This is a genomic window from Christiangramia oceanisediminis (assembly GCF_022570735.2).
GTDB lineage: Bacteria > Bacteroidota > Bacteroidia > Flavobacteriales > Flavobacteriaceae > Christiangramia > Christiangramia oceanisediminis.
Genome location: NZ_JANCNS010000002.1, coordinates 599,783 through 623,902, shown reverse-complemented (window position 1 = coordinate 623,902; position 24,120 = coordinate 599,783). Strand labels below are relative to the sequence as shown.

The following is a 24,120-nucleotide window of genomic DNA, read 5'->3' as shown; positions in this document are numbered from 1 at the left end:
AACCATGAATACAACAACCGGACAAGCAAAAACAACAGCCGTGGTTTCGTATATAACCATAGTTGGGACGATCATAGCCTATTTCATGAACCTGGACCCAAAAGATCCCTTTGCCAGTTTTCACATAAGGCAGGCCTTTGGAATTCATATCACCTTTTACGTACTTGGTGCACTTGTAAGTATCTTTGACCAGGGTATAATCGTTGGAGCCTTCTATGTGTTCTTTTTTGTGCTTTGGGGCTATGGACTTTTAAATGCAATAAGGGGAGAAATGCGCGAAGTCCCGATTTTGGGACCCTTCTTTCAAAAATGGTTTAGTACAATTACGTAATGAATAAAGAATTTTCACTTCAGCACCTTCTAAGAAAACCTAAAACCAAAATTCAAAAACCCGCTGCATTGATCCTGCTTCATGGGTATGGCAGCGATGAGAACGATCTTTTTTCGTTTGCAGATGAATTGCCGGATGAGCTTTTGATCATTTCAGCAAAGGCTCCATATTCGATGCAACCATTTGGAAATGCCTGGTATGCCATTCACTGGGATAACAATGATGGAAAATTCAGCGATGATGCCCAGGCCATTACTTCCAGGGATACCATTCGTGATTTTATAGATGAAGTGATCGCCCATTACGAGGTAGATCCAGAAAATATTAATTTGCTTGGCTTTAGCCAGGGAAGCATCCTTAGCTATGCGGTGGCCCTCTCCTATCCTGAAAAAGTTAGGAATGTGGTGGCGTTAAGTGGATATGTGAATAAAGGAATTCTGAAGGATGGTTATGAGAACAATGATTACTCCAAACTGAAATTCTATTGCTCGCATGGTTCGGTAGACCAGGTGATCCCAGTAGAATGGGCCAGGAAGAACAAGCCTTTCCTGGATAATCTTGGAATTGAAAATGTATATTCCGAATTCGCGGTAGGCCACGGAGTGGCCCCACAGAACTTTTATGAATTACGCGAATGGCTTAAAGCCAGGATCTAAGACCGGGGATATAAAAAGGATTTCTCGGGAGTAAAGCTAATCTCTCCATTTTCTCCAATCTCGTAACTAAGGAAAACTTCTCCCCAGTAAGTTCCATCGGTAAAATCGGCTATCACCCATTTATGGTTCAAAACCCTGATGCGATTGATGCGCATATCGCCTTCCATGCCCGCATGCGGAACTAATGGATTATCCTCTCCTACCTTGTTCTTGCTTATAATGGCATCCTGGATCTGAGCTTCCAGGTTTTCAGTATCTATATTCCTGTTTTCGAAATAGGTGATGGCATCCTCATTATCGGCGAATCCAAAATAACTTTCATCAGTTCCAGTAGGTTGAAAGTTTGGCTCTGCCACTTTTTCCAATTCTTTTTCAAGTTGCTGAATCTGGTATTCCTTAGAGTCCAGGATCCTTTTGTCGTTCACATAAATGAAAATGGTGAACAACAAGGTGAATATGAACAGGTACATCAGGATCTTACTTTTCATTCTATATCTTAATTTTAAGATTATCATAGGCCAGGTGAACACCTTCTGGCAAATTAGCTTCCACTTCATCGTGAAATCCAAGCATATGGCTAATATGTGTTAGATAGGCCGTCTCAGGCTTTACTCTTTCAATAAACTCAAGTGCCTCCTCTAAATTGAAATGTGAGTGATGAGCCTCTATTCTCAGGGCATTCACAACCAAGACTTTGAGGTCCTGTAATTTTTCCACTTCCTCGTCTTCGATAGATTTAAGGTCGGTCAGGTAGGCAAAATCCTCAATTCTGAATCCAAAAACCTGTAAACGGTTATGCATGAAATTGATAGGAGTTACCGTAAGTCCCTTAAAATTAAAAGGTTTGTTATGTATCTCATGTTCAATCACACCGGGTGCCCCGGGATACTTATTTTCAGAAGCAAATATATAGTCAAATCGTTTGCGAAGTGCTTTCAGCACGCGTTTATGAGCATAGACCGGGATATCGCCCTGCCTGAAGAAAAATGGCCTTATATCGTCCAGTCCTGCAGTATGATCGTTGTGCTCGTGGGTATAAAAAATTCCATCAAGGTGCTTCACATCATTAGCCAACATTTGCTGCCTGAAGTCGGGCCCGCAATCTATTAGGATGTTATGTTCGTTCCAGGAAATTAGAACAGAAACACGCAGCCGTTTGTCTTTTGGATTTTCACTAAGACATACCGGGTGTTCACTCCCGATAATTGGTATTCCCTGAGATGTTCCCGTTCCTAGAAAAATTACTTCCAAAGGCTGTTATTTTTGACACAAAAGTAAATATATTTTTTTGTATGCCTAGCGCTTTTAGTACTTTTGAAGTACACAAAAAACATTGTTTACCTAAAAGAAAAAATATGCCAATTACTATAATGGGCGACAAGGAATTTGAAAATGTTCCTTCAATAAATAGTAAAGCCCTTCGCATCAATTTAAATGAAAACATCTACGGGACGTTTTCTGAGATTGGTGCAGGCCAGGAAACGGTTAGAAACTTTTTCCGGGCCGGTGGTGCATCGGGTACTATTGCCAAGGCAATGAGTGCCTATGACAAGGATTTTAGTGATGCTATTTATGGTGTTGAAAGCGACAGGCGTTATGTGACCGAAGCAAGGCTGAAGAAAATGCTGGCTCACGAAACCAATCTTATTGAACAGCGAATTTCCCGAGAAAAACATCCTAATAAACTGTTCTTTACTTATGCCAACACGGTAGCGACCATAGATTTCGCAAAGAAGTATAAAGGTCACGGATGGGTTGGAATCAGGTATCAGGTTGATCCAAAAGAAGATTATAACGAGATCCTGCTTCATGTTCGTTTTCATGAGAACGATGCGAGGCACCAGCAGAACACCCTCGGAATCCTGGGCGTTAACCTTATTTACGGAGCATATTATAAATATGATAACCCTAAGAAACTACTCAGGTATCTTTATGATCATATAGATAAAGATCAAATCGAGATCGACACCATTAACTTTTCGGGTCCTAGATTCGAAAATGTGGATAATCGTTTGATGAGTTTGCAACTCGTGAAGAATGGCATGACCGAAGCAGTTATGTTCGGGCCAGACGGGAACAATGTTCTTCCCGCCAAGATCCTTTACAAAAAGAACATCCTGGCACTTAGAGGAAGTTTTCGTCCCGTTACCAAGGTAAACATGGACATGTATGAACGCTCAAAGGAGATGTTCTTTAGCGAATCAAAGGTTTCAGAAGAAAATACAGAGATCATTTTCGAGATCACGTTGTCTAACCTGAGAGCCGAAGGTGAGATCGATGAACGCGATTTCATGGATCGTGCTGAGCTTTTATGCTCTCTTGGACAAACTGTTATGATCTCCAACTTCCAGGAGTATTATCGCCTGGTTGAGTATTTCTCCAGATATTCAAAACAGCGAATGGGCCTAACCATGGGCGTGAACAACCTGGTAGATATCTTCGATGAGAAATATTACCGACATCTAAGTGGTGGTATTCTGGAGGCCTTCGGAAAACTGTTCTTTAAAGATCTTAAAGTTTACCTATACCCTCTTAAAGATGCGGAAACCGGCGAGCTTACTACTAGCGAAAACCTTAAGGTGCATCCGCGTATGAAAGAACTGTATAAGTTCTTTAAGTACAATGGTCGTGTGGAAGATATTACCAACTATAATCCTGACATCCTGGACATTTACTCAAGAGAGGTCCTGAAAATGATCACCGAAGGGAAAGAAGGCTGGGAAGATATGTTGCCTGAGAAGACCACGAAAATGATCAAGGACCAGAATCTTTTTAATTACAAGGAAAATAAACAGAAAGCAAAAACAGAAGAAGTTTAATCGATATTTTTAAAGAAATGGAACTTAACGAAATTAAAAAAGCTTTATATAAACAAAATCCGGAAGCAATATTGCAGTTCATCAGGATTAAAGTTGCTTATTATGAAGCTAGTTTAGAAGATGGAACCAAAATAAGATTCGAAGTTCCTGTGGATGACATGGGCAGCACCGATTTCTTTCCAACAATGGACTCCAAATTGCTTATCAGGTGGATCAATAAAGAAAATGAAGTAGAAGCCTAGGTTGTCACTTCCTTTAAAATCATAAAAAAAGCTGTTCGAGAAGAACAGCTTTTTTTATACCAATATTTTCTTGCTCTTAATTAAGCCTCGTGATCTTCGCGCCTATCGCTCTTAGTCGCTCTTCAATATTTTCGTAACCTCGATCAATTTGCTCAATATTATGGATAGTCGAAGTACCCTTAGCAGAAAGTGCCGCAATAAGCAGTGAGATCCCAGCCCTGATATCAGGACTCGTCATGGTTGTTGCCTTCAGTTGAGATTTAAAGTCGTGGCCAATCACGGTAGCCCTATGCGGATCACATAATATGATCTTTGCCCCCATATCTATTAATTTATCCACGAAGAATAGTCGGCTTTCGAACATTTTTTGATGGATAAGCACGCTTCCTCGAGCTTGTGTAGCGATAACCAGCATAATACTAAGCAGGTCTGGCGTAAATCCGGGCCATGGAGCATCGCTGATGTTCATGATAGACCCATCTATAAAGCTCTGTACCTCGTATCCATCGGTATGAGCGGGAATATGAATATCATCACCTTTTCTTTCCAGGTTGATACCTAATTTTCTAAAAGTTATAGGAATGATTCCAAGCATGTCCCAGTTCACATTCTTAATAGTGATCTCGCTTTGGGTCATGGCTGCAAGACCAATCCAGGATCCAATTTCGATCATATCTGGAAGGATAGTATGCTCGCAACCTCCAAGTTTTTCAACACCTTCAATAGTAAGCAGGTTAGAGCCCACTCCCTGTATCTTGGCTCCCATTGAATTCAGCATTTTGCATAATTGCTGAAGGTAAGGCTCACAGGCCGCGTTATAGATCGTAGTCGTTCCTTTAGCGAGAACAGCTGCCATCACGATGTTCGCTGTACCGGTAACCGAAGCTTCTTCAAGGAGCATAAAATCTCCCTTAAGTCCGTTTGGAGCTTCTACTCCATAAAAACGTTCTTCTTTATTATACCTGAAGCTGGCACCCAGCTTCATAAAACCTTCAAAATGGGTATCGAGCCTTCTTCTCCCAATTTTATCACCACCGGGTTTCGGAATAAAACCCTTCCCGAATCTTCCTAATAGCGGACCAACGATCATGATAGAACCACGAAGTCCACCCCCGTCGACCTTAAACTGGTCACTGGCGAGGTAGTCCATATCCAGTTCATCACTTTGGAAGGAATAACTTCCCTTTCCAAGTTTTTCTACCTTTACTCCAAGATTGCCAAGCAAATTGATTAGCTTGTTCACATCCAGAATATCCGGAATATTATTGATTATTACTTTTTCATCGGTAAGCAGTACTGCACACAGAATTTGCAGCGCCTCGTTTTTAGCTCCCTGGGGTTGAATTTCCCCGCTTAAACGATGCCCGCCTTCAATTTGAAATGTTCCCATTAAAAGATTGTGAATTTAGTGGCGTTTACGGCCTCCTTTTCGGCCTGACTTTTTTGATTTGGAATACTTCTTTTTGTTGCCTCCACCTCTAATAAGATCTGAAGCCTCACTTAGGTCTTCATCGGCATTTTTAAGGTTGATCTTGCCATTGCTAAGATCTTTCAAATGTTCAAAGATCACTTCATCATCCACAGAATCCCTGTTCCAGTTAAGGTAGGATTTCTTCATATGATTGGCAATGGTAAGCACCAGGGCTTCTTTAAAATCACCTTCTTCCATATCTTTCGCGGCATCTATCATTCTTTTGATGTTATTGCCATAAAAGCGATATTTCGGATTGTTTTCAGGATAGTTTAGCATATCCGGGCGCTCAGCCAGCATTTCCTTTGTAGGCTTCGGAAATGGAGAATCAACATCCAGTTTGAAGTCACTGATAATAAATAACTGATCCCATAATTTATGCTGAAAATCGGGCACATCCCGAAGATGAGGATTCATATTTCCCATCACCGCGATGATGGAACGGGCTACCTTATTCCTTTCAGCATCATCTTCAATGCTTACGGCGTGCTCTACCATTTTTTGCAGATGCCTACCGTATTCAGGTATTATCAGTTTGCTCCTTTCGGAGTTATATTCTAAAGCGTTTGTCAAAATTGAAAATTAAGTTGGTGATTAATTGAAGTTCGCTGATGCCTGCAAAATAGTAAATATTACTCAAGAAGCACAATTATTGATACCTTTTTGCACTAATTACAAAGAGATCACCCCTTCAACATTCGCAGCTACTTCCTTATACTTATTTATCACGGCATCGGGGTTCTTCATACGAACATTTATAGAGACACTTGTATAGGTACCTTTTTTTGATTGCTTTCTTTCAATCACCGCACCCATATTATTAAAGATATCTTCTACCTGCGCTATCTTCTCCCCTTTTGTTGGAACGATGAATTTATATAAATATTCTGAAGGCCACATAGCCGTATCCTGTAGTTGTTTTTTAAGTTTTGCATAAAATTCCTCAGGACTTTTCTTTGATTCACTCATAATTTTTCCTCATCATTTAGCTGCAAAGATACAAGGAATGCTCACATTTTTATAATCAATTTCAAATGACGAAATTTGCGGGGTGAAAAGCAGAAAAATCGTAATAACCGGTGGACCGGGCACGGGAAAATCTTCCATTGTTCATCGTTTAGAAGAAAAAGGAGAAAGGTGCCTGCATGAAATCTCAAGACAGGTAACCCTGGAAGCGCAAAAAGAAGGAATCGCCCAGTTATTCCTGGAAAGGCCTTTATTATTCAGCGAAAAATTACTAGAAGGCAGACTAAAACAATATATAGAAGCCGATAAAATTACTGGCGATCACATCTTTATTGATCGCGGTCTTCATGATGTGCTGGCCTATATGGACTATTTCAAAACGCCTTACCCCGATCTTTTTGATAAGATCTGTAAGGATCACCCCTATGATAAGATTTTTATCCTGCCGCCCTGGAAAGAGATCTATAAAAGTGACAATGAACGATATGAGAGCTTTGAGCAAGCCTTAAAAATTTCCGATTATCTTTATTCCACGTACAGGAACTATGGTTATGACCCGATCGAAGTTCCAAAATTATCGGTTGAAGAACGTACCCGGTTTATTTTGAATAATATCTAAAACTGTTTGCAGGAAGAAGCGCGCAACATATTAAGGGAATACTGGGGTTTCCAGGAATTCAGGCCACAGCAGCTGGAAGTAATAGAATCTATTTTCAAAAAACAGGATTCGCTCACTTTATTTCCAACAGGTGGCGGAAAATCATTGTGTTTCCAGGTTCCTGCGATGATGATGGATGGCATTTGTATAGTGGTATCCCCGCTAATTGCTTTGATGGAAGACCAGGTCGCTAATTTGAAGCGCAAAAATATTAAGGCAATGACGATCACTGGTGGAATTCAGTACACAGATCTGGATCGGAAACTGGATAATTGCATTTACGGAAACTTCAAGTTTCTTTATTTATCGCCGGAAAGATTACAGCAGGAACTGGTTAGGGAACGACTCAAACAAATGAACATCAGTTTTATAGCTATAGACGAAGCTCATTGTATTTCCCAGTGGGGACATGATTTTCGACCGGCTTACCGAAACATAAGTGAATTGCGGGACTTACTTCCTGAAATTTGTTTTGCAGCATTTACAGCAACTGCGACAACTGAGGTGATCAAGGATATTTGTACCCAGTTAAATTTAAAGAGTCCGGTAATCCATAAAAAGTCTTTTAAAAGATCTAATCTTTATTATGAAGTGGTAAAGACCGAAGACAAATTCTTCAGGCTTACGCAACTTCTAAAGGACGATTCGGCCATCATTTATGTTCGAAGCAGGAATGCTACCCTGGAGATCAGTAATTTTTTGAGGAAAAATAATATTTCGGCTGCCGCTTATCACGGCGGTATGAAAAAGGAAGAAAAAGCTGTGAATTTTCAGGCCTGGAAGGAGAATGAGATCCGGGTTATGGTAGCTACTACCGCCTTTGGAATGGGAATAGACAAACCTGATGTTCGCCATGTAATTCATATTGATCTCCCAGAAAGCCTTGAGAGCTATTTCCAGGAAGCCGGACGTGCAGGCAGGGACGGACAGTCATCCAGGGCAATTATCTTAACCAATGCCAGCGATATTCCTGTATTAAAAAACCAGTTTCTTAACACCCTGCCTTCTTTTGAAGATATCAAGCTGGTGTATCGTAAGCTTAACTCTTATTTTAGCATAGCTTTCGGAGAAGGTGAACAAACTATCCATGATTTTAATTTCTCCGATTTTTGTCACCAGTACCAGTTCAACGCCAGTAAGGCTTATAATGCCATCCAGCTTTTGGACCGGTGTAGCGTTTTGCGCTTTCAGCAGAATTATAAGAAAAAAACCGAAATCCAGATGCTGCTCCCGGCCAGTCACCTGGATGCCTACCTGGATGATAACCCAAAATATGCTTCGGTTTTAAGAGTGATTTTGAGGAATTATGGCGGCGTCTTCGAGAGCCTGATCCCAATTAGCCTGAATTCGGTGGTGGAAAAGTCGTTAAGTTCAGAACAGGAGGTTATTTCGATCCTGGAAGAGCTGGCTAAAAAAGAGATCATAGAATTCCATTTTTCGAAACACGATGCCAGTATCCACTTTCTGGTCCCCAGGGAAGATGAGTCAACCCTGAACCCCCTTTCGGGATATATCAGGGAATATGTACAAACCAAAAGGAGAAAGATCGAATCGGTCCTGGAGTTTGTGGAAAATGACAGGGTTTGTAAACAGGTTCAGTTACTTCGGTATTTTGGAGAGGAAGATCCTGCCTCCTGCGGAAAATGCTCTGTTTGCACAAAGGATAACAGGGAAATTACCCGGGATGATATGAATGAGATCTTTCTTGCGATCAAAAGAATTCTCAATCATGGGCCGAAGGACTCACGGGAGATCGTTTCCTGTTTGGATTACAAAGAAGATGCTATCTTAAAAGTCCTTGCCTTATTATCTGAAAAAAAGCTGGTGGTGCGAACAGCCAGCAATAAATATAAATTGAATTAGAAGATGAAAGACCTAAGAATAGTATTTATGGGAACTCCAGATTTTGCCGTGCAAAGTCTAGAGGAAATCCTGGAGAAAGGATTTAATGTGGTAGGCGTTATCACGGCTCCTGACCGGCCAGCAGGAAGGGGAAGGAAGCTAAAAGGCAGCGCGGTGAAGGATTTTGCAGTTTCAAAAGGTCTTAAGATCCTGCAGCCAATCAATTTGAAGGACGGGGATTTTCAGAAAGAACTTTCAGAACTAAAACCCGATGTTCAGGTAGTCGTCGCCTTTAGGATGCTGCCAAAATCGGTTTGGAGTTTACCGCAATACGGCACCTTTAACCTTCATGCTTCCCTCCTGCCTCAATATCGCGGGGCTGCACCCATTAACTGGGCAATTATCAACGGTGAGCAAAAAACCGGAGTTAGCACTTTTTTCCTGGACGAGAAGATCGACACCGGAAACCTGATCGAACAGAAAGAGATCACTATAGATGAATCTGAAAATGTTGGTTCCTTGCATGATCGCCTTATGGAAATTGGAGCAAAGCTTGTGGTTTCCACTCTGGAAAAGATTCAGCGAAACGAAATTGAACCAAGGCCACAACCCAACACCGGCGATTTAAAACCAGCTCCTAAATTAAATAAGGAAAACACTAAAATAGACTGGGAAAAACCAGTAAGCACTATTTATAATCATATACGTGGACTTAATCCCTACCCGGCTGCGTGGTGCATGATGGAATCTGCGAAAGCTGAGCTTCCGGTTAAGATATATGATGTAGATAAGTTGGAGCAGGCCCAGCATCTGCCTAACGGGACGTTAGTAATAGAGGATGGAAAGATCAAAATAGCCGCAAGTGACGGTTTTATTATAGTAAAGGAGTTGCAATTACCAGGAAAGAAAAAGATGAATGCAAAATCGCTTTTAAATGGATATAATTTTCCAGATGATGCCAAAATGCGCTGAGCCCTTATTACTACTGATTTTGTTGCATTTTAATAAAAAACAATTATCTTTATCAACAAATCGGTCAAGTTATTAACAAATAGGGCCTTTTCCCTTGTCATTACTTGCATGGACAAGAAATCCGTATAAATTTGTATACCAGTTTAACAGAATGTTTAACCAACAATTAATTTAAATTTCAAATTATGAACAAAACAGATTTAATTGATGCAATGGCTGAAAACGCTGGAATTTCTAAAGCAGCAGCAAAAAAAGCATTAGAGTCTTTCCTTGAGAACGTAGAGAAATCTCTTAAAAAGGGAGACCGAGTATCACTAGTTGGATTCGGATCTTGGTCAGTATCTAAAAGAGCTGCTCGAGAAGGAAGAAACCCACAAACCGGAAAAACCATTAAAATCGCTGCTAAGAACGTAGTGAAGTTTAAGGCCGGAGCTGATCTTCAAAAAGCTGTAAACTAATAATTTGCATAAGAAAATTCTTAAAGCCTTCCTTCGGGAAGGCTTTTTTTATTTAAAAATTGGGAATTATATTGCATTTTTTCCCGGAAATAATTAGTTTAGATAAAAAGACTGCTATAATGATCTCTTTAAAACCAACCAAGGGTCATCTTCTCGTTGCAGAACCATCCATAATTGGAGATGTCTCTTTTAATCGCTCGGTGGTTCTCCTGGCTGATCATTCAGATAATGGTTCGGTTGGCTTTATCCTGAATAAAATTCTCGATTTTACTCTTAAAGACCTTATTCCCGGAATTAAAGGTAATTTTAGGGTATACAATGGCGGGCCTGTAGAACAGGACAACCTATATTTTATTCATAAAATTCCTGATCTGATCCCGGACAGCATTGAGATTGCTAATGGGATTTACTGGGGTGGAAACTTTGAAGCCGTTATGGACCTGATCGCTGAAGAACAGATCGACGAAAAACAGATCAAATTTTTCCTAGGCTATTCAGGATGGGATGCCAATCAGCTCGATGACGAATTAAATTCTCATTCCTGGGTGATCACACCTAATGAAGATCATACCGATCTCCTGGAAAAACCTTATAATTCCTTCTGGAAAGACAAGATGCTGGAACTTGGCGGTGAGTATGTTCTTTGGTCTAATTCTCCAGAAAACCCTACCTATAATTAACCCAATCTTGCCTGGGTATTTAATTTTCCTATCAATTGCCGGGCAACTTCGTTGGTGAATTCCTTTTTTCGGTATTTGCTTACAGGCTGTATTCCAACGGCAATATTCGTAATAAAAAGCTCATCGGCCTTTTGTAATTCGAAAGGTGAAACTGAGGCTTCCTCCACTTCAAGTTCTTCCGTTTTTTTCAGAATATTGATCAGTTGCTTTCGAATGATCCCGTTCAGTACCCCATCACTCAAAGGTGGCGTTTTGATGGTCTTTCCTTTTACCACGAAAAGGTTCCCGTTGAGGGCCTCAACCACACTTTTTTTCTCGTTCAGTAACAGGCAGTTATCGTAACTATTTTCACTGGCATAGATGCTGCCCAGTACATTCACGGCCCTGTTATTGGATTTAATGGTCGAAAGCAAACCAGAAGTGACATAGTGATCTTTGAACAATTCGATCTCGTAATCTTCTTCATTCAATATATAAAACGCGTTTTCCAGTGCTTCGGCATTGATCACATAACCAATTTCTCTAGTAGCCGGGGTATAATAACCACCCTGAATCCTGTAAACTGCGAATCGAATTCGGGCCGGAGAATTAAGCAAATCATTCGCCTCAATAAGGTCTTTAATCTCCTGTTCAAGGAATTCTGGAGAAAAACTGGCGGGAATTTCCATTCTCATGATACGCATGGAAGCCATTAAGCGGAAATAATGATCTTCCCAGAACATGATCTTACCATTTATTACCCGTATAGTTTCAAAAACCGAATCACCGTAAGCAAAACCCCGATTATGCACAGAGATCTGCGCATTCTTCTTTTCTACTAGTTTTCCGTCTAAATTGATCATAAAAAAACCCCGTTTATAACGGGGCAAAGGTACTATTATAAATATACTTTTTAAGCCGATCCAAGGATCTGTTTCAGGTCTGATACCATATTTTCCCACAGCATCTTTCCTTCATCGATCTCATCCTCCTCGGCAAAGTCGGTGATCATCAAAGAAACATCCTTGGTTATATCATCTACCTGTATACGTAATTCAAAGAAATATGGGGTTTCCTCGTCATCGATCCATTTGAACTTGATTCGCTCATCGCTCTTTTTACTAACGAGCTTGGCCTTCTCTTCGCTACCTTCCCAAATAAACGTAAAAAATTCACCCCGGGAATTCACATTATCGGCATACCATTCACTTAGACCTGAGGGAGTTGAAATATATTGAAACAGTAATGAAGGAGAAGCTTGAATTGGAAACTCCATTTCGTACTTGATCTTTTCTTCCATTTTTGATTAATTAGTTTCGGGCAATATAGATATTAAATTGAAAGATTAAAAGAAATCAAAATAAATATTTTAGAAAATAAAGTTTGCTTCAAAACAAATAGTTTTTATATTTGCACCCGCATTCACAAAAAGCCACGAGGCCTTGCTTGACAAGGCATCCGGGCGATTTAAGAAAATGCAAAATACATACGGCGAGGTAGCTCAGTTGGTTAGAGCGTCGGATTCATAACCCGGAGGTCCCGAGTTCAAATCTCGGTCTCGCTACAAGTAAACATAAGGCTTTCGAGAAATCGAGAGCCTTTTGTTTTTTCATCTAGTACAGAATAAGTACAGAATCTCAACTATTTTTAATAAATTACTAAGAGCCATTTGGAAAATCTCCGTTTGATATCAATTGAAACGGAATTTTATATTTATTCCGGAAATTAACTCTAGAAAGTAACCATTAATTTTCCATCGTTAATAAGATTCAATATTTTAGTAATTAAGATCCAATCTTGAATCACTGCCCATTACTTCCCTGGAATAGCTCAGCATGCCTGAAACCTGATAGCTATGAAATACTTCCTCTTCCCTATCGTAAAAAGTTCTCATATATATCCCTTAGAGATGCAGCTGTAAAAAATTCCTAAAAGTAAAGCAGTGAAGAAATGCGAAACGTTAGATTCTTGAAATGAAGAAATCACAAAAAAAATCAGGGTGCAAACATAGCCTATAACAATAAATTACACCCATTAATTAGAGTGAAAGAGCTTTTTAAAGAAAGGTGAATTACAAGTAATTAGAGCTATTATTTAAGGTTATTAGGAAATTGTTTAAAAGGAGTCATAATCATCCGAAGGAATGTTATTCCAGGTAATACTTAGCCTCGAGACTAGAAAGCATAGTAACTCATTTACACCGCTCTATTTTTCTTAAAATTCTCCGCCTGGTCAAATATTTCTTCATAAACTTCATCTCGTTCCACCGGCGGATAACCGTGTTCATCGAGTAATAAAATTAGCCCCACTTTTAAGGCAGATTTAATGTCGTTCCTTTTGCTCCAGTCCGGGAATTTCGCCTGTTCGTCCACTAAATCTTTTATAGCTTTTGAAAGCTCGATGAGCTTATTTTCGGGATATTGAAAATCATACTTTACACAAAGCTCTCTTAAAATATCATAGAAAGCTTTTTCTTCAAAATCAATTCCTAACTTTTCCCCGGCCGAAAACTCTTTTTGTACCTGCCAGATTAGGTCTGTGAGCTGCTCTGCCATCTCTTCGTAGACCTCTCCGCGTAATACATCTCCTTTTCTCTCATTGTATCGGGAGACGAGGCCTTCCATCTTTTTAGAAAAATCTACTCCTTTTACCTTGTTCACTTTTTTAATCTCTCCAATCGCCCTGGCCAGTAATTGCTGTAAAAGTTTGATTTTAGTATTGGGCAATTTGATCTTATCAATTTTTGACAAATAATCCTCATCAAATATATCTTGCTGACTGTTGGTCTGATCGCCCATTTTAAAGATCTCCTCCACGCCTTCACTTGCCAAAGCATTTTTAATCATTTCCCTTACTTTGGCATTCATCTGCGCGGTATCCGGTGCATTTCCCCTGGTGAGTTTAAAAACTATAGATTTTACAGCTAAATAAAAATGTGTATAATCCCTTTCTTCCTGTGTTAACTTTTCACTTCCAGCACAAATATCATAAGCAGCTTTCAGGCGTTTCACCAAATCCATAAACCGTGTTTCCAGCTCCTTGGTTTGCTGTACGTATTCAACAGCCACGTTAAGGTTGTTCAATTGGCTTAAAGGATCTCCCTGGAAATAATCTGTACTGTCAAATTTGTGAAAAATCCTGGCCAGTAAATCAAGGTGGTCCCTAACTATCTTCAGGGACTTTTCAATATCTTCGAAATTCTGACGCTCACCCTTATTATATTTGGCAAGAGCTAAGTTCATTTGTTTCTTAATACCAATATAATCTACTACCAGTCCTTTGTTTTTACCCTGGAACTTCCGGTTTACCCGGGAAATCGTCTGGATAAGGTTATGTTGCTGGATGGGCTTATCGATATAGATACTATCCAGAAACGGCACATCAAAACCTGTGAGCCACATATCGACGACAATGGCAATTTTAAAATTCGATTTCTCATTTTTAAATTGACGGTCCAGCTCTTTCCGGTACTCTTTTGTTCCTAAAAGATCATACATTTCTTTTGGATCGTCTTTTCCCCTTGTCATGATCATCTTTATCCGCTGAATAGGCTTGAGTTGCTTCCTGTCTTTTTCAGTTAAATCGGCACCTTCTTCTGCCTTTCTAACCTTTGCCCATTCCGGTCTTAATTCGATGATGTTCTTATAAAGCTCGTAAGCTATTTCACGACTGCTACAAACAAAAATTGCTTTTCCTTTTACGGTAGCACCTTCCTCTAGCCTTTTTTCATAATGATTGACAAAATCTTCTGCTATGGCCTGTAAACGATCCGGATCACTCAAAATGGCATTAATGTTAGCCGACTGCTTTTTACTCTCTTCTACCTGGTACTCATTCGCACCTTCTTCCTCAGCTACCCGGTAATATTCCTCAATTTTCTTTAATTCCCTGTTTTCAAGGGCCACTTTCGCTGCCCTTCCTTCATATACAATACGTACTGTAATTTCATCTATTACAGATTCTGTCATTGTATATTCATCTACCACCTTCCCAAATACATCTAAAGTAGCATCGATTGGCGTCCCGGTAAAACCTACAAAAGTAGCGTTAGGCAAAGAATCGTGAAGGTATTTAGCAAAGCCAAAAGTTTTCTGCACCCCTTTTTCTGTGATTTTTATTTTCTGGTCAAGATTGGTCTGGCTCCGGTGAGCCTCATCAGATATACAAATAACATTGCTTCTATTCGTAAGTAACTCGGTATCTTCTGTAAACTTATGTATAGTGGTAAGGAACACACCACCACTTTCCCTTCCTCTAATCCGTTTGCGTAAGTCTGCACGGCTTTCTGCACTTACGATAGCATCATCCCCAATAAAGGCCTTGGCATTGGTAAATTGCCCTGTAAGCTGATCATCCAAATCGGTTCGATCTGTAATCAAAATAATAGTAGGACTTTCAAAATGATCACTTTTCATTAAAAGCCGGGTTAGGAAAAGCATGGTATAACTTTTTCCGGAACCGGTTGCCCCAAAATAGGTGCCTCCTTTTCCGTTTCCGTTGGGTTTTTGGACTTTCTGAATATTTTCAAATAGAGCCCTTGCCGCATAATACTGGGGATAGCGGCACACGATCTTTTCATCCTTTTTTGAGCTATCCGGTAAATAAATAAAGTTTTTAATGATGTCCCGCAGCCTGTATTGATGCAACATACCCTGAATAAGGGTGAACATGCTATCAATACCGTCAACTTCCTTTGCCAATCCTGCGATTCTGCGCCAGGCATAGAAGAATTCATAAGGTGCAAAAAAAGAACCTGCTTTGGTATTTACACCATCGCTGATTACACAAAATGCATTATACTTAAAAAGTTCAGATATGTCCCTTTGGTAACGCACTGTTAATTGAATATAGGCGTCATAAATGGTGGTATTTTCCTGAATCGCCGTTTTGAATTCGAAAACAACTACCGGAATTCCATTAATAAAAAGAATCCCGTCAGGAATACGTTTTTGGGTTCCGGTAATTTCCAGCTGATTAACGAACTTATAAGTATTTTGGTTGTCTTCTGAATAATCAATTAAATAGATCCAGATATCTTTTTGGAAACGGTCTTCCCGCTTTAGCGAAAAACCATCAGAAAGCATTTGCATAAATTCTTTGTTGCTTTCATAGAGGTCTGATGCCGGAAGAGTTTTAAGTCTAAGAATAATGGAATCTATTTCATTTTTAGTAATCCCGTTTTTCCGGTACCTTGTCAATAGAAATTCCCGAAGATCACTTTCAATGAGCACTTCATCTTCCTTTCGTGAGATAGTACTACCTAATTGATGCTCATAACTTTCTTGTTTCAGCTGGTTAGCAAAAACACTTTCTAGTTGTGCTTCGGTAAATTTCATTCCTGTTTTGCTTTTCTTCCTTTCTCAGTTAGTCTATACTTCTGTTTACTGCTTTTTGGCTTATCAGGTATTGTTGGCTCTACGAAACCATTTTCTATAGCCGGCACTAAATAGTTGATTCTAAAATTTTTTCTGTCCACAAGCCCTAATGATTTTTGCAATTCGATTCTACTTTCTTCGCCCTTAAAAACATTAAGAAGATCCCGTACTTGGGGGGTAACTTGCGGGGTAACTTGGGGGGTGACTTGGGGGGTGACTTGCGGGGTCTCCCTATAAACTTTATCTGCGGCAGGAAATATCATCCTGAGGAAATTATCAGAAAATCGGAAACATTCTTTACTGTACGATTCCAGTATTCTGGGAATTCCCGAACCCAATTGTTCCACCAGGTCCAGATCTTTATAAATACGCATAAGCTCCTTGTTCCTCGGAATTGAAAAGCCTTCAAAAAACTCATTTTTACTTAAGCCATCAGGTAAAGAACCTGCGGAAGTTATTTCGATGCGATCATTAAAGATTTCAAATTTTGGTGCAATTTCGCGGGTATAGTCATTATGGACAAAGGCATTTATAATTGCTTCCCTAAGTGCAATGGCATTCCATAGACGATGTTCCTTTCGTTCTTTCTGAGTTATTTGTGTGATGGTGCGGTTTTCCAGGCTTATTTTATCCAGTACACTCTTAGTAGCTTTCACAAGGGAACAATAACCGTATTCGTTGCTTTCCATTAAATCTACTCGCGTGTCACCCTTATATTTTGCGACCTTTACGGAAAGGTTATTTTCATCGGCCAGCAAATAAGCGGCGTAATTCAAATCACCATCGGTGGTTGTAAGCTCTAAATTCTTCCTGAACTGTTTATTAAGGGGTTTTTGTTTTTCCTGGTAATAAATATGAAGCTGCTCAAAGTTTAGATCCTGGCGATGGGCTTTTATTTTCCCTATGGAATTCCGGGTACGAGAGGCAAAAAGTTCTTCAATTAGTTTTTGGGACATGGGTTCTGCAGCAGAACCCAATCGTATAAAACAGCCTTTTTCACTCATCCCGAATTTTTTGAGATGGTATGGTTTCTCGGAACCGCTGGCCACAATAATCTTTAAAATTTCTTTCCCATCCCTTTCTTCACTTACAATATCAAAAAGCCCAAGGGCTGAAGGACGAATATTATTCTTTAACCGGTCTTTTATTTTTAGCTGGTCTCCATCGGCATCCTGAACGCCAACTGTCCTACCTTCTTTATCTATGCCTATATAAATTATGCCACCTTCTCTGTAATTCAAAAAAGCCACAACTTCTTTCTCCAGTCCTTCGGAAAGTTCACGCTTATATTCTATACGATTGGTTTCGGACATTTTTTATTTTCTAAATGTTGTAACTTGAATATGGTCTTTTTTTTCTTTGATTTTAGATATTTTGCCTTCTTGTTTTAAATACTGAAAAAAACTGAGTAGAAGGGCAGTGTTTTTAAAGTATGGCATAGGACCTTTTTCATTTAATTGCTTATAATCTCCCCCTAAAGAACTTAAAAAGGATGTTATAAATTCTTTATCAAAGGGAGTAAGATTGTTCATGAAAAGCTCAATTTTCTCATTAGTCTTTAATGCAGATTTTATTAGAATTGAAGAAATATTTGAATCAGACAATTTTAGTTCTTTGTGTTTTAAGGCCATTTTTCCTATTAAAGAAAGTGCCTTCTGATCCGAAATAGCGTTATCGGCTTCGAATTTTTCTATTAATTTTATTTTATGAGAATCAGTTAACATAGAATTTCCCAGGATTTCCGCCAAATCTGATTCTGATAGAACTATTTCTGAATATATTTTACACCATAGTTAAGAGATATACAATATACGCTGCATCGAAAACGAATATCTGCCATCTGCTGAACCCGTGAAGCTCCTTGCTTTGATGAACAAATACCGAATATAAAAGCGGCATCAGTCCTACAAAAGCCAGGTTGACCCAAAACAACTGGAAATCTTCGATAGGTGTTGTTACCAATGCCAAAGGAAAAAATGCTATCGTCATGGTAACAGCATTATCGGCAATTACGCTCGTGGTGCCCGCGGTCACTTCACCTCCTTTTACCACACTCCATGTTTTAAATATTTCTGGGGCAGTCGTCATTATTCCGGTAATAAACAGCCCTCCAACAATTTCGGAAATGTTCAACACCGAAACAATATTTTCCGTAGCCTTAACAATAAAAAAAGCACCCACGGCTATTGCCATAGCTCCGGCTACTGATAACCACACTTTCTTCTTATCCCACTCCACACTTTCCCCTTTTTTCCTGCCTTTTATAATGGCACGCATTAAAAAAGCCGCATAGGCCGCCAGCATAATCCACCCATCAATGGGTTGTAACCCACGCCAGGCTTTTGGAAGGGTTAGTATAGCTACCAAAGCAATGATTGCCAGATAGGGGATGGACAATACCGAGACAGAACGTTTGTTCAGGGCCAGCAGGTTGGTATCTAAATGTTTTTGATGTTCCTTATTGTTTTTAAATTGTTTTCTGGAAGCGAAATAGGCGATGGTTACCATGAGTGGGATGGAAATTATATTGGAACCAAGCAAATTTCCTAATCCGATATCAGATACTCCCCGGGCAGCACTTGTAATATTTATCGCCACTTCCGGGCTCGCTGTTACAATAGCTAGGAAAGCTGCTCCTGCAGAAGCTGTAAGCCCCCATTGCTTACGCAGCATTTTCAAAGGTGTTAGGAGTTGATCAGCACCCCAATGTGCGGCCCAAGCTGCCAATCCCAATACTACTACCCAGAGCCAAACGTTCATAACTAATCGATTTTTATAATTGTCCTGTTACTTTCAGTATATTTCAACTTTTTCTTATCCGATATTTTCTGGTCTTTTTTTTGTTGGCTTTGAAAGATCAGGAGTAAAATCACTCCCGTGCTAATCCAAACATCTGCGGTATTGAATACAGGGTCGAAAAAAGTAAATTCATTGCCTCCCCATAATGGCAGCCATTCCGGAAGCCTTGTATCAATAATAGGGAAGTACCACATATCCACCACATTGCCATTTAAAAATCCCGCATAACCACCGCCTGAGGGGAATATTTCTGCAATGTTGCGAAGTGCGGGATCACTTTTTTCAAAAAACAGTCCGTAAAATGCACCGTCAATCAAATTGCCCAATGCACCTGCGTATATAAATGCGGCACAGATTATAAAGACTTTTGCATATCCTTCACGTATCATCTTTTTGATATAAAAGGTCCCCCAAATAATGGCTGCTAAGCGAAATAGTATTAAAATAAATTTGGCCACATATCCCTCCCCAAATTTAAAGCCCCAGGCCATTCCGGGATTCTCCAAAAAATGCAAGCGAAACCAATCCAAGCCAAACACGTAGTACTCCTCGCCATAATAAAAATGGGTCTTCACATAAATCTTTATGGCCTGGTCTATTGCCAACAACAGTAAAATCAATAATGCTACATTTCTTTTATTCATAATCATTATGTTGTTAGCAATACATATTGTGTCGATCACATATTTAAATTATTTCGAAATTTTCAATATCCTTATGGCGCCTCGCATTACAAAAGTGAACACGATTCCACCAATGATCAAATCTGGCCATTTGCTATCCAGAAAATAGACCAGCACCCCGGCCAGTATCACCCCGCCGTTTACGATGATATCATTGGAGGTAAAAATAGCACTGGCCTGCATATGCGCCTCCTTACTTTTGGCCTTATTTATCAACCAAAGCGAAATAAGGTTCCCCAAAAGGGCGAAAATGGAAACAATGATCATCAATTGGAAAATTGGTGTTTCACTACTTGTAAAAAACCTTCGCAAAACCTCTGCAAAACCAAGTGTTGCCAATGCAATTTGAAAATACCCGCTGAATTTTGCCACCTTCTTTTTTCTGGAAATGGCACCACCTACTGCAAATAAACTTAGCGCATATACTATCGAATCTGCCAGCATATCAAGCGAATCGGCAATAAGGCCCATAGAAGAAGAAATCCACCCCGTGGTCATTTCGATAATGAAAAAGCCGAAATTTATCCCGAGGACCCACCAAAGGATTGTTTTCTGTTTGGATTGGTCTTCTATTTCAGGAGGCTCGGCTTCTTCGGTCCCTTGAAAGGAATCCCCAAGGTTTAAACTGGCTATTGATGTTTGTATATCTTCGATTCCATTCACATGATATACTTCCAATTTCCTGTTGGGAATATCAAAATGCAAATATTTCACTTGTGTATAAGCCTCCAACTTCATCCGGATCATCTGTTCTTCTGAAGGACAGTCCATTTGACTTACTATAAAGGTACTTTTGTTCATTTCTCCCATATCACCTAACTATATTTTTCCTTCCTTTATTGGAATTTAATAAGAGAATTACCGCACCGCCAATAGCTGCAAGTAATGAAGCTATCAAAATGCTTATTTTCGAAATTTTAATCAATTCCTGATCATTAAATGCGAGATTGGTAATAAAAAGGGACATGGTAAAGCCAATTCCCGCAATCATACCAATTCCAATTATATGTTTCCAGTTTAGTGTAATATGTAATTCGGAAACTCCAAGTTTTTGCCCGATCAATGTAAAAATACCAATCCCTGTTACTTTACCAATTGCTAATCCCAAAAGGATCCCCAGCCCTAAAGAACCGGAAACAACCTCAATTAAATTTACATCGAGCTTTACTCCCGCATTCGCGACTGCAAAAATTGGAATGATAAAGAAAGCATTGAAATCAACAAGGGAATTTTCCAGTTTGAGCAAAGGAGGCCTTGAATTCTCAGTATCTGTTTTAATGGCTTTTAAAATTATTTGTTGTTTTTTATCCTGAAGGGGATTTAATTTTTCCAGCTCTGTTTTCTCAAGATTAGTAACGTTTGTGGCAGTTCTTTCTTTTAATATTTTACTGTCTAATTTGGGCACTATTGGAATGGTAATGGCAAAAAGTACCCCCGCAATAGTTGGATGGATCCCCGAATTAAGGAAGCAATACCATAAGATGATCCCAATAATAATATACCAAATCAAATTTTTGACCCCAGTCCAATTCATTAATAATAATAACCCAAATGCCCCCATGCCCGATCCAAGGTATATCCAGCTCAACTCGTTGCTATAAAACAATGCTATCACCAATATGGCCCCTATATCGTCAGCAATAGCGAGGGCTATTAAAAATGTTTTTAACTGCCTGGGGACATTTTTCCCCAGTAGGCCAATAATCCCTAGTGAATATGCGATATCGGTAGCCATAGGGATGCCCCAACCCTTTATATTTTCAGTTCCTAAATTTAGGCTAATAAAAATGAGGGCCGGAACTGCCATACCACCTAAAGCTGCCAACAAGGGGGCTGAGGCTTTTTTAATTGAAGATAATTCCCCCACCATAACCTCCCTCTTCAATTCAAGGCCGGCAACCAAAAAGAAAATTGCCATTAGGCCATCATTGATCCATTCTTCAATTGTTAGCCCAAAACTAAGATGCTCGGAAAATTCAAAAAGCAATTCATCGCCAAGAAAATGATGATAGGCACCTGCCCACTGTGAATTAGCTAAAAGAAGGGCAACTATAGTAGCAATTATTAAAAAAATCCCCCCAGCTGTTTCCCTGTCGAGGAACTTTGTTGCCGTTTCCCTGATATACCCAATAGTGGATTGATTTCGAACTGATTGCCCCATTTGATCTTATCTATTTTTTGAGTTAATTACTTAAACCTTAATATTTCAAAAAGCTCAGTAGCGTCTTAATTTTTAAGAACTTACTGTTAGGTCAACTTTAAATATGTAATGCCCTATCATCTGTAGCGGCCAGACACGCCTCTTTAAAGGTCTCTGAAAATGTGGGATGCCCGTGTGACATTCTTGCAATGTCTTCAGCAGATGCCCTAAATTCCATTGCTACCACCGCTTCGGTATAACTGTCTGCAATGCGAGGGCCTATCATATGCACGCCCAGTATCTCATCGGTCTGCTTATCTGCGATTACCTTTATAAAACCATCGGTATCCATACTTATCTTTGCCCGTGCGTTTGCCTTATAGGGGAAAGACCCTATTTTTATATTTTTATTGGCCTTTTTCAATTCTTCTTCCGTCAAGCCTACGCCGGCGACCTCGGGCTGGGTGTACACGATATTTGGGATGAGCGAATAATTAATATATGGCTTTTGACCAACAATAGTTTCGGCTACAAAAACGCCTTCTTCACTTGCTTTATGGGCAAGCATCGCACCCCTGATTACATCCCCAATGGCATATATTCCTTTGACATTGGTTTCGAGATTCTCATCTACGATTATCTGTCCTTTCTCATTGGTTTCCACGCCAATGTTTTCAAGGCCTAAATTGGCGGTGTACGGTTTCCGGCCAATGGCCATAAGGCAATAGTCGCCTTCTAAATTCATTTCTTTTTTATCGGACAGGTTTTCCGCTTTCAATTCAACTTTGTTGTCCGTTGCTGTTGCATTGGTCACTTTATGTTCCAAATAAAACTCAATTCCCTGTTTTCTTAGGGAACGATGCAATTGATGTCCCAGTGCGCCATCCATAGTGGCGATGAGGCTATCAAAATATTCCACAATAGACACCTTAGAGCCCAGGCGGGCGAAAACAGAACCTATCTCAACCCCGATAACGCCTCCACCAACGACCAATAAATGGTCGGGAATTTCCTGTAGGGCAAGGGCTTGGGTGGAAGAGATTATCCTTTTTTTATCGATTTTAATATTGGGCAAGGAAGCGGGTTTGGACCCTGTGGCAATGATAATTTTATCGGTTTCTATAGTTTCCGTTTTAGCTTCGGCCTTAATCTCAATCGTGTTTTTGTCCTTGATGGTGCCGTGGCCTTCATAGACGGTAACTTTGTTCTTTTTCATCAGATACCCAACGCCATTGATGATTTCCTGTACCACATCCTGAACCCTTTGGTTCATTTTCAGGATATCGACATTGGCTTCTTTAACATCAATCCCAAATTTTTCGAATTGATGCTTGAGTTTGTAATAATGCTCAGAGGCTTCAAGCCAGGCTTTTGACGGGATACAGCCCACGTTAAGGCAGGTGCCGCCAAGCGTGCTGTACCTTTCAACAATGGCCACTTTTAAACCTAATTGGGCACAACGGATGGCACTTACATACCCGCCCGGGCCAGACCCTATAATTGTTACATCATATTTTTCCATATCCGTAAATTTTTTTAATTAAATAAGGTGGGGGAAACCTTAAGCTGACCATTGGGCGCAAGGGTTCAGTTTTAAGGCACTCCCACCTATTATTTTTTACTACAATTTTTACATATCCCTTTTAATACCAGGTTCACATCGTTTATTTCATAATCGCCCGGCAAGTTTTGTTTCGATATTCTATCCGGCAAGCAAATAGTTTTTCCACAAACGGTGCAATGAAAATGCATATGTAAATCTGAGATGTTTTCATCAGAAAGTGCATATTTTGCAACGGCCGTTCCATCATCAATCTGGTGGACTATGTTTTTTTCCTCAAACAACTTCATCGTTCTATAAAACGTGGTTTTATTTGCTGTTTTGTTACTTTTACTTTTTTTGAGAAAGACCTTTTGCATTTCGTTCAAACTGTCAGCATAAGTCTTCCTCTTGAGGTATTTGTAAATTTTCAACCTCATTTCAGTAGGGCGTATCCCTTTGGTAAATAATATTTTTTCCGTGTTTGTCATTTAATATTCTTTCAAAAA

At 39.7% G+C, this 24,120-nt stretch carries 25 protein-coding genes and 1 tRNA gene; 10 read left to right on the top strand and 16 right to left on the bottom strand.

Annotation, left to right across the window (positions count from 1 at the left end; all coding sequences use genetic code 11):
- Positions 1-4 precede the first annotated feature (4 nt).
- The gene (locus tag MKO06_RS10250; RefSeq protein ID WP_241551079.1) at positions 5-331 is read left to right on the top strand and encodes a magnetosome magnetite crystal formation protein family; all 327 of its coding nucleotides are present in this window, start codon (positions 5-7) and stop codon (positions 329-331) included.
- Positions 331-987 (top strand): alpha/beta hydrolase, encoded by a 657-nt coding sequence (locus tag MKO06_RS10245; protein ID WP_241551078.1) that lies wholly within the window; start codon positions 331-333, stop codon positions 985-987. The genes MKO06_RS10250 and MKO06_RS10245 overlap by 1 nt, the downstream gene beginning before the upstream one ends.
- On the opposite strand, the gene MKO06_RS10240 is transcribed toward MKO06_RS10245, so the two are convergent.
- Both MKO06_RS10240 and MKO06_RS10235 read right to left on the bottom strand, forming a co-directional pair.
- On the bottom strand, positions 984-1,475 hold the full coding sequence (locus tag MKO06_RS10240) for a hypothetical protein (RefSeq protein ID WP_241551077.1): 492 nt from the start codon (positions 1,473-1,475) through the stop codon (positions 984-986). The genes MKO06_RS10245 and MKO06_RS10240 overlap by 4 nt on opposite strands.
- A gap of 1 nt (position 1,476) precedes the next feature.
- Positions 1,477-2,238 carry an MBL fold metallo-hydrolase gene (locus MKO06_RS10235; RefSeq protein WP_241551076.1) on the bottom strand — a complete coding sequence of 254 codons (762 nt, stop codon included), beginning with the start codon at positions 2,236-2,238 and terminating at the stop codon, positions 1,477-1,479.
- A 104-nt stretch (positions 2,239-2,342) separates the two neighbouring features.
- Here MKO06_RS10235 and MKO06_RS10230 point away from each other — a divergent pair, with 104 nt between their 5' ends.
- Both MKO06_RS10230 and MKO06_RS10225 read left to right on the top strand, forming a co-directional pair.
- Positions 2,343-3,806, top strand: a complete 1,464-nt coding sequence (locus tag MKO06_RS10230) for a TonB-dependent receptor (protein WP_241551075.1) — start codon at positions 2,343-2,345, stop codon at positions 3,804-3,806.
- 17 nt (positions 3,807-3,823) lie between these two features.
- Positions 3,824-4,048, top strand: coding sequence for a hypothetical protein (locus MKO06_RS10225; RefSeq protein ID WP_241551074.1), 225 nt, complete (start codon positions 3,824-3,826; stop codon positions 4,046-4,048).
- Between the two features lie 76 nt (positions 4,049-4,124).
- On the opposite strand, the gene murA is transcribed toward MKO06_RS10225, so the two are convergent.
- From murA to MKO06_RS10210, 3 genes are all read right to left on the bottom strand, one after another.
- The gene (gene murA / locus MKO06_RS10220; RefSeq protein WP_241551073.1) at positions 4,125-5,438 is read right to left on the bottom strand and encodes a UDP-N-acetylglucosamine 1-carboxyvinyltransferase; all 1,314 of its coding nucleotides are present in this window, start codon (positions 5,436-5,438) and stop codon (positions 4,125-4,127) included.
- Positions 5,439-5,453: 15 nt separating this feature from the next.
- Complete coding sequence (locus MKO06_RS10215) at positions 5,454-6,092, bottom strand: DUF4290 domain-containing protein (protein ID WP_241551072.1); 639 nt, start codon at positions 6,090-6,092, stop codon at positions 5,454-5,456.
- A 99-nt stretch (positions 6,093-6,191) separates the two neighbouring features.
- Positions 6,192-6,488: a DUF493 family protein gene (locus tag MKO06_RS10210; protein ID WP_241551071.1), complete on the bottom strand. Its 297-nt coding sequence runs from the start codon at positions 6,486-6,488 to the stop codon at positions 6,192-6,194.
- Positions 6,489-6,570: 82 nt separating this feature from the next.
- On the opposite strand from MKO06_RS10210, the gene MKO06_RS10205 reads away from it, so the two are divergent.
- The 5 genes from MKO06_RS10205 to MKO06_RS10185 all read left to right on the top strand — a co-directional run bounded on the left by MKO06_RS10205 (position 6,571) and on the right by MKO06_RS10185 (position 11,095).
- A complete protein-coding gene (locus MKO06_RS10205; protein WP_241551070.1) occupies positions 6,571-7,104 on the top strand; it encodes an AAA family ATPase in 534 nt (177 codons plus the stop codon).
- A gap of 6 nt (positions 7,105-7,110) precedes the next feature.
- Complete coding sequence (locus MKO06_RS10200) at positions 7,111-9,006, top strand: RecQ family ATP-dependent DNA helicase (protein WP_241551069.1); 1,896 nt, start codon at positions 7,111-7,113, stop codon at positions 9,004-9,006.
- A 3-nt stretch (positions 9,007-9,009) separates the two neighbouring features.
- A complete protein-coding gene (gene fmt / locus MKO06_RS10195) occupies positions 9,010-9,957 on the top strand; it encodes a methionyl-tRNA formyltransferase (RefSeq protein WP_241551068.1) in 948 nt (315 codons plus the stop codon).
- A 185-nt stretch (positions 9,958-10,142) separates the two neighbouring features.
- A complete protein-coding gene (locus MKO06_RS10190) occupies positions 10,143-10,415 on the top strand; it encodes an HU family DNA-binding protein (RefSeq protein WP_006990442.1) in 273 nt (90 codons plus the stop codon).
- Positions 10,416-10,534: 119 nt separating this feature from the next.
- Positions 10,535-11,095 carry a YqgE/AlgH family protein gene (locus MKO06_RS10185; protein WP_241551067.1) on the top strand — a complete coding sequence of 187 codons (561 nt, stop codon included), beginning with the start codon at positions 10,535-10,537 and terminating at the stop codon, positions 11,093-11,095.
- On the opposite strand, the gene MKO06_RS10180 is transcribed toward MKO06_RS10185, so the two are convergent.
- Entirely contained in the window at positions 11,092-11,937 is an 846-nt protein-coding gene (locus MKO06_RS10180) for an aminotransferase class IV (protein ID WP_241551065.1), read from the bottom strand. The two genes, MKO06_RS10185 and MKO06_RS10180, sit on opposite strands and share 4 nt — an antisense overlap.
- Before the next feature lie 50 nt (positions 11,938-11,987).
- The gene (locus tag MKO06_RS10175; protein WP_156282060.1) at positions 11,988-12,374 is read right to left on the bottom strand and encodes an START-like domain-containing protein; all 387 of its coding nucleotides are present in this window, start codon (positions 12,372-12,374) and stop codon (positions 11,988-11,990) included.
- 190 nt (positions 12,375-12,564) lie between these two features.
- On the opposite strand from MKO06_RS10175, the gene MKO06_RS10170 reads away from it, so the two are divergent.
- Positions 12,565-12,638 (top strand) — tRNA-Met (locus MKO06_RS10170).
- A 631-nt stretch (positions 12,639-13,269) separates the two neighbouring features.
- Here MKO06_RS10170 and MKO06_RS10165 read toward each other — a convergent pair.
- From MKO06_RS10165 to MKO06_RS10125, 9 genes are all read right to left on the bottom strand, one after another.
- The gene (locus tag MKO06_RS10165) at positions 13,270-16,410 is read right to left on the bottom strand and encodes a type I restriction endonuclease subunit R (RefSeq protein WP_241551064.1); all 3,141 of its coding nucleotides are present in this window, start codon (positions 16,408-16,410) and stop codon (positions 13,270-13,272) included.
- Positions 16,407-17,762, bottom strand: a complete 1,356-nt coding sequence (locus MKO06_RS10160) for a Fic family protein (RefSeq protein WP_241551063.1) — start codon at positions 17,760-17,762, stop codon at positions 16,407-16,409. Before MKO06_RS10160 ends, MKO06_RS10165 begins: the two co-directional genes overlap by 4 nt.
- A gap of 3 nt (positions 17,763-17,765) precedes the next feature.
- Complete coding sequence (locus MKO06_RS10155) at positions 17,766-18,197, bottom strand: hypothetical protein (RefSeq protein ID WP_241551062.1); 432 nt, start codon at positions 18,195-18,197, stop codon at positions 17,766-17,768.
- Between the two features lie 34 nt (positions 18,198-18,231).
- The gene (locus tag MKO06_RS10150) at positions 18,232-19,209 is read right to left on the bottom strand and encodes a sodium:calcium antiporter (RefSeq protein ID WP_241551061.1); all 978 of its coding nucleotides are present in this window, start codon (positions 19,207-19,209) and stop codon (positions 18,232-18,234) included.
- Between the two features lie 2 nt (positions 19,210-19,211).
- Positions 19,212-19,892 (bottom strand): lipoprotein signal peptidase, encoded by a 681-nt coding sequence (locus MKO06_RS10145; RefSeq protein WP_241551060.1) that lies wholly within the window; start codon positions 19,890-19,892, stop codon positions 19,212-19,214.
- A gap of 48 nt (positions 19,893-19,940) precedes the next feature.
- Entirely contained in the window at positions 19,941-20,741 is an 801-nt protein-coding gene (locus MKO06_RS10140) for a cation efflux transmembrane domain-containing protein (RefSeq protein ID WP_241551059.1), read from the bottom strand.
- 1 nt (position 20,742) lies between these two features.
- A complete protein-coding gene (gene nhaA, locus MKO06_RS10135) occupies positions 20,743-22,092 on the bottom strand; it encodes a Na+/H+ antiporter NhaA (protein WP_241551058.1) in 1,350 nt (449 codons plus the stop codon).
- 97 nt (positions 22,093-22,189) lie between these two features.
- The gene (gene lpdA / locus MKO06_RS10130) at positions 22,190-23,593 is read right to left on the bottom strand and encodes a dihydrolipoyl dehydrogenase (protein ID WP_241551057.1); all 1,404 of its coding nucleotides are present in this window, start codon (positions 23,591-23,593) and stop codon (positions 22,190-22,192) included.
- A gap of 89 nt (positions 23,594-23,682) precedes the next feature.
- Complete coding sequence (locus MKO06_RS10125) at positions 23,683-24,102, bottom strand: Fur family transcriptional regulator (RefSeq protein ID WP_241551056.1); 420 nt, start codon at positions 24,100-24,102, stop codon at positions 23,683-23,685.
- Positions 24,103-24,120 lie beyond the last annotated feature (18 nt).

Coding starts and splice junctions, on each gene's coding strand:
- MKO06_RS10150 (WP_241551061.1), bottom strand. CDS start 19,209: ATGAACGTTTGGCTCTGGGTAGTAGTATTGGGATTGGCAGCTTGGGCC.
- MKO06_RS10190 (WP_006990442.1), top strand. CDS start 10,143: ATGAACAAAACAGATTTAATTGATGCAATGGCTGAAAACGCTGGAATT.
- murA (WP_241551073.1), bottom strand. CDS start 5,438: ATGGGAACATTTCAAATTGAAGGCGGGCATCGTTTAAGCGGGGAAATT.
- MKO06_RS10145 (WP_241551060.1), bottom strand. CDS start 19,892: ATGAATAAAAGAAATGTAGCATTATTGATTTTACTGTTGTTGGCAATA.
- nhaA (WP_241551058.1), bottom strand. CDS start 22,092: ATGGGGCAATCAGTTCGAAATCAATCCACTATTGGGTATATCAGGGAA.
- MKO06_RS10210 (WP_241551071.1), bottom strand. CDS start 6,488: ATGAGTGAATCAAAGAAAAGTCCTGAGGAATTTTATGCAAAACTTAAA.
- MKO06_RS10240 (WP_241551077.1), bottom strand. CDS start 1,475: ATGAAAAGTAAGATCCTGATGTACCTGTTCATATTCACCTTGTTGTTC.
- lpdA (WP_241551057.1), bottom strand. CDS start 23,593: ATGGAAAAATATGATGTAACAATTATAGGGTCTGGCCCGGGCGGGTAT.
- MKO06_RS10160 (WP_241551063.1), bottom strand. CDS start 17,762: ATGTCCGAAACCAATCGTATAGAATATAAGCGTGAACTTTCCGAAGGA.
- MKO06_RS10250 (WP_241551079.1), top strand. CDS start 5: ATGAATACAACAACCGGACAAGCAAAAACAACAGCCGTGGTTTCGTAT.
- MKO06_RS10175 (WP_156282060.1), bottom strand. CDS start 12,374: ATGGAAGAAAAGATCAAGTACGAAATGGAGTTTCCAATTCAAGCTTCT.
- MKO06_RS10230 (WP_241551075.1), top strand. CDS start 2,343: ATGCCAATTACTATAATGGGCGACAAGGAATTTGAAAATGTTCCTTCA.
- MKO06_RS10140 (WP_241551059.1), bottom strand. CDS start 20,741: ATGGGAGAAATGAACAAAAGTACCTTTATAGTAAGTCAAATGGACTGT.
- MKO06_RS10125 (WP_241551056.1), bottom strand. CDS start 24,102: ATGACAAACACGGAAAAAATATTATTTACCAAAGGGATACGCCCTACT.
- fmt (WP_241551068.1), top strand. CDS start 9,010: ATGAAAGACCTAAGAATAGTATTTATGGGAACTCCAGATTTTGCCGTG.
- MKO06_RS10180 (WP_241551065.1), bottom strand. CDS start 11,937: ATGATCAATTTAGACGGAAAACTAGTAGAAAAGAAGAATGCGCAGATC.
- MKO06_RS10165 (WP_241551064.1), bottom strand. CDS start 16,410: ATGAAATTTACCGAAGCACAACTAGAAAGTGTTTTTGCTAACCAGCTG.
- MKO06_RS10245 (WP_241551078.1), top strand. CDS start 331: ATGAATAAAGAATTTTCACTTCAGCACCTTCTAAGAAAACCTAAAACC.
- MKO06_RS10225 (WP_241551074.1), top strand. CDS start 3,824: ATGGAACTTAACGAAATTAAAAAAGCTTTATATAAACAAAATCCGGAA.
- MKO06_RS10185 (WP_241551067.1), top strand. CDS start 10,535: ATGATCTCTTTAAAACCAACCAAGGGTCATCTTCTCGTTGCAGAACCA.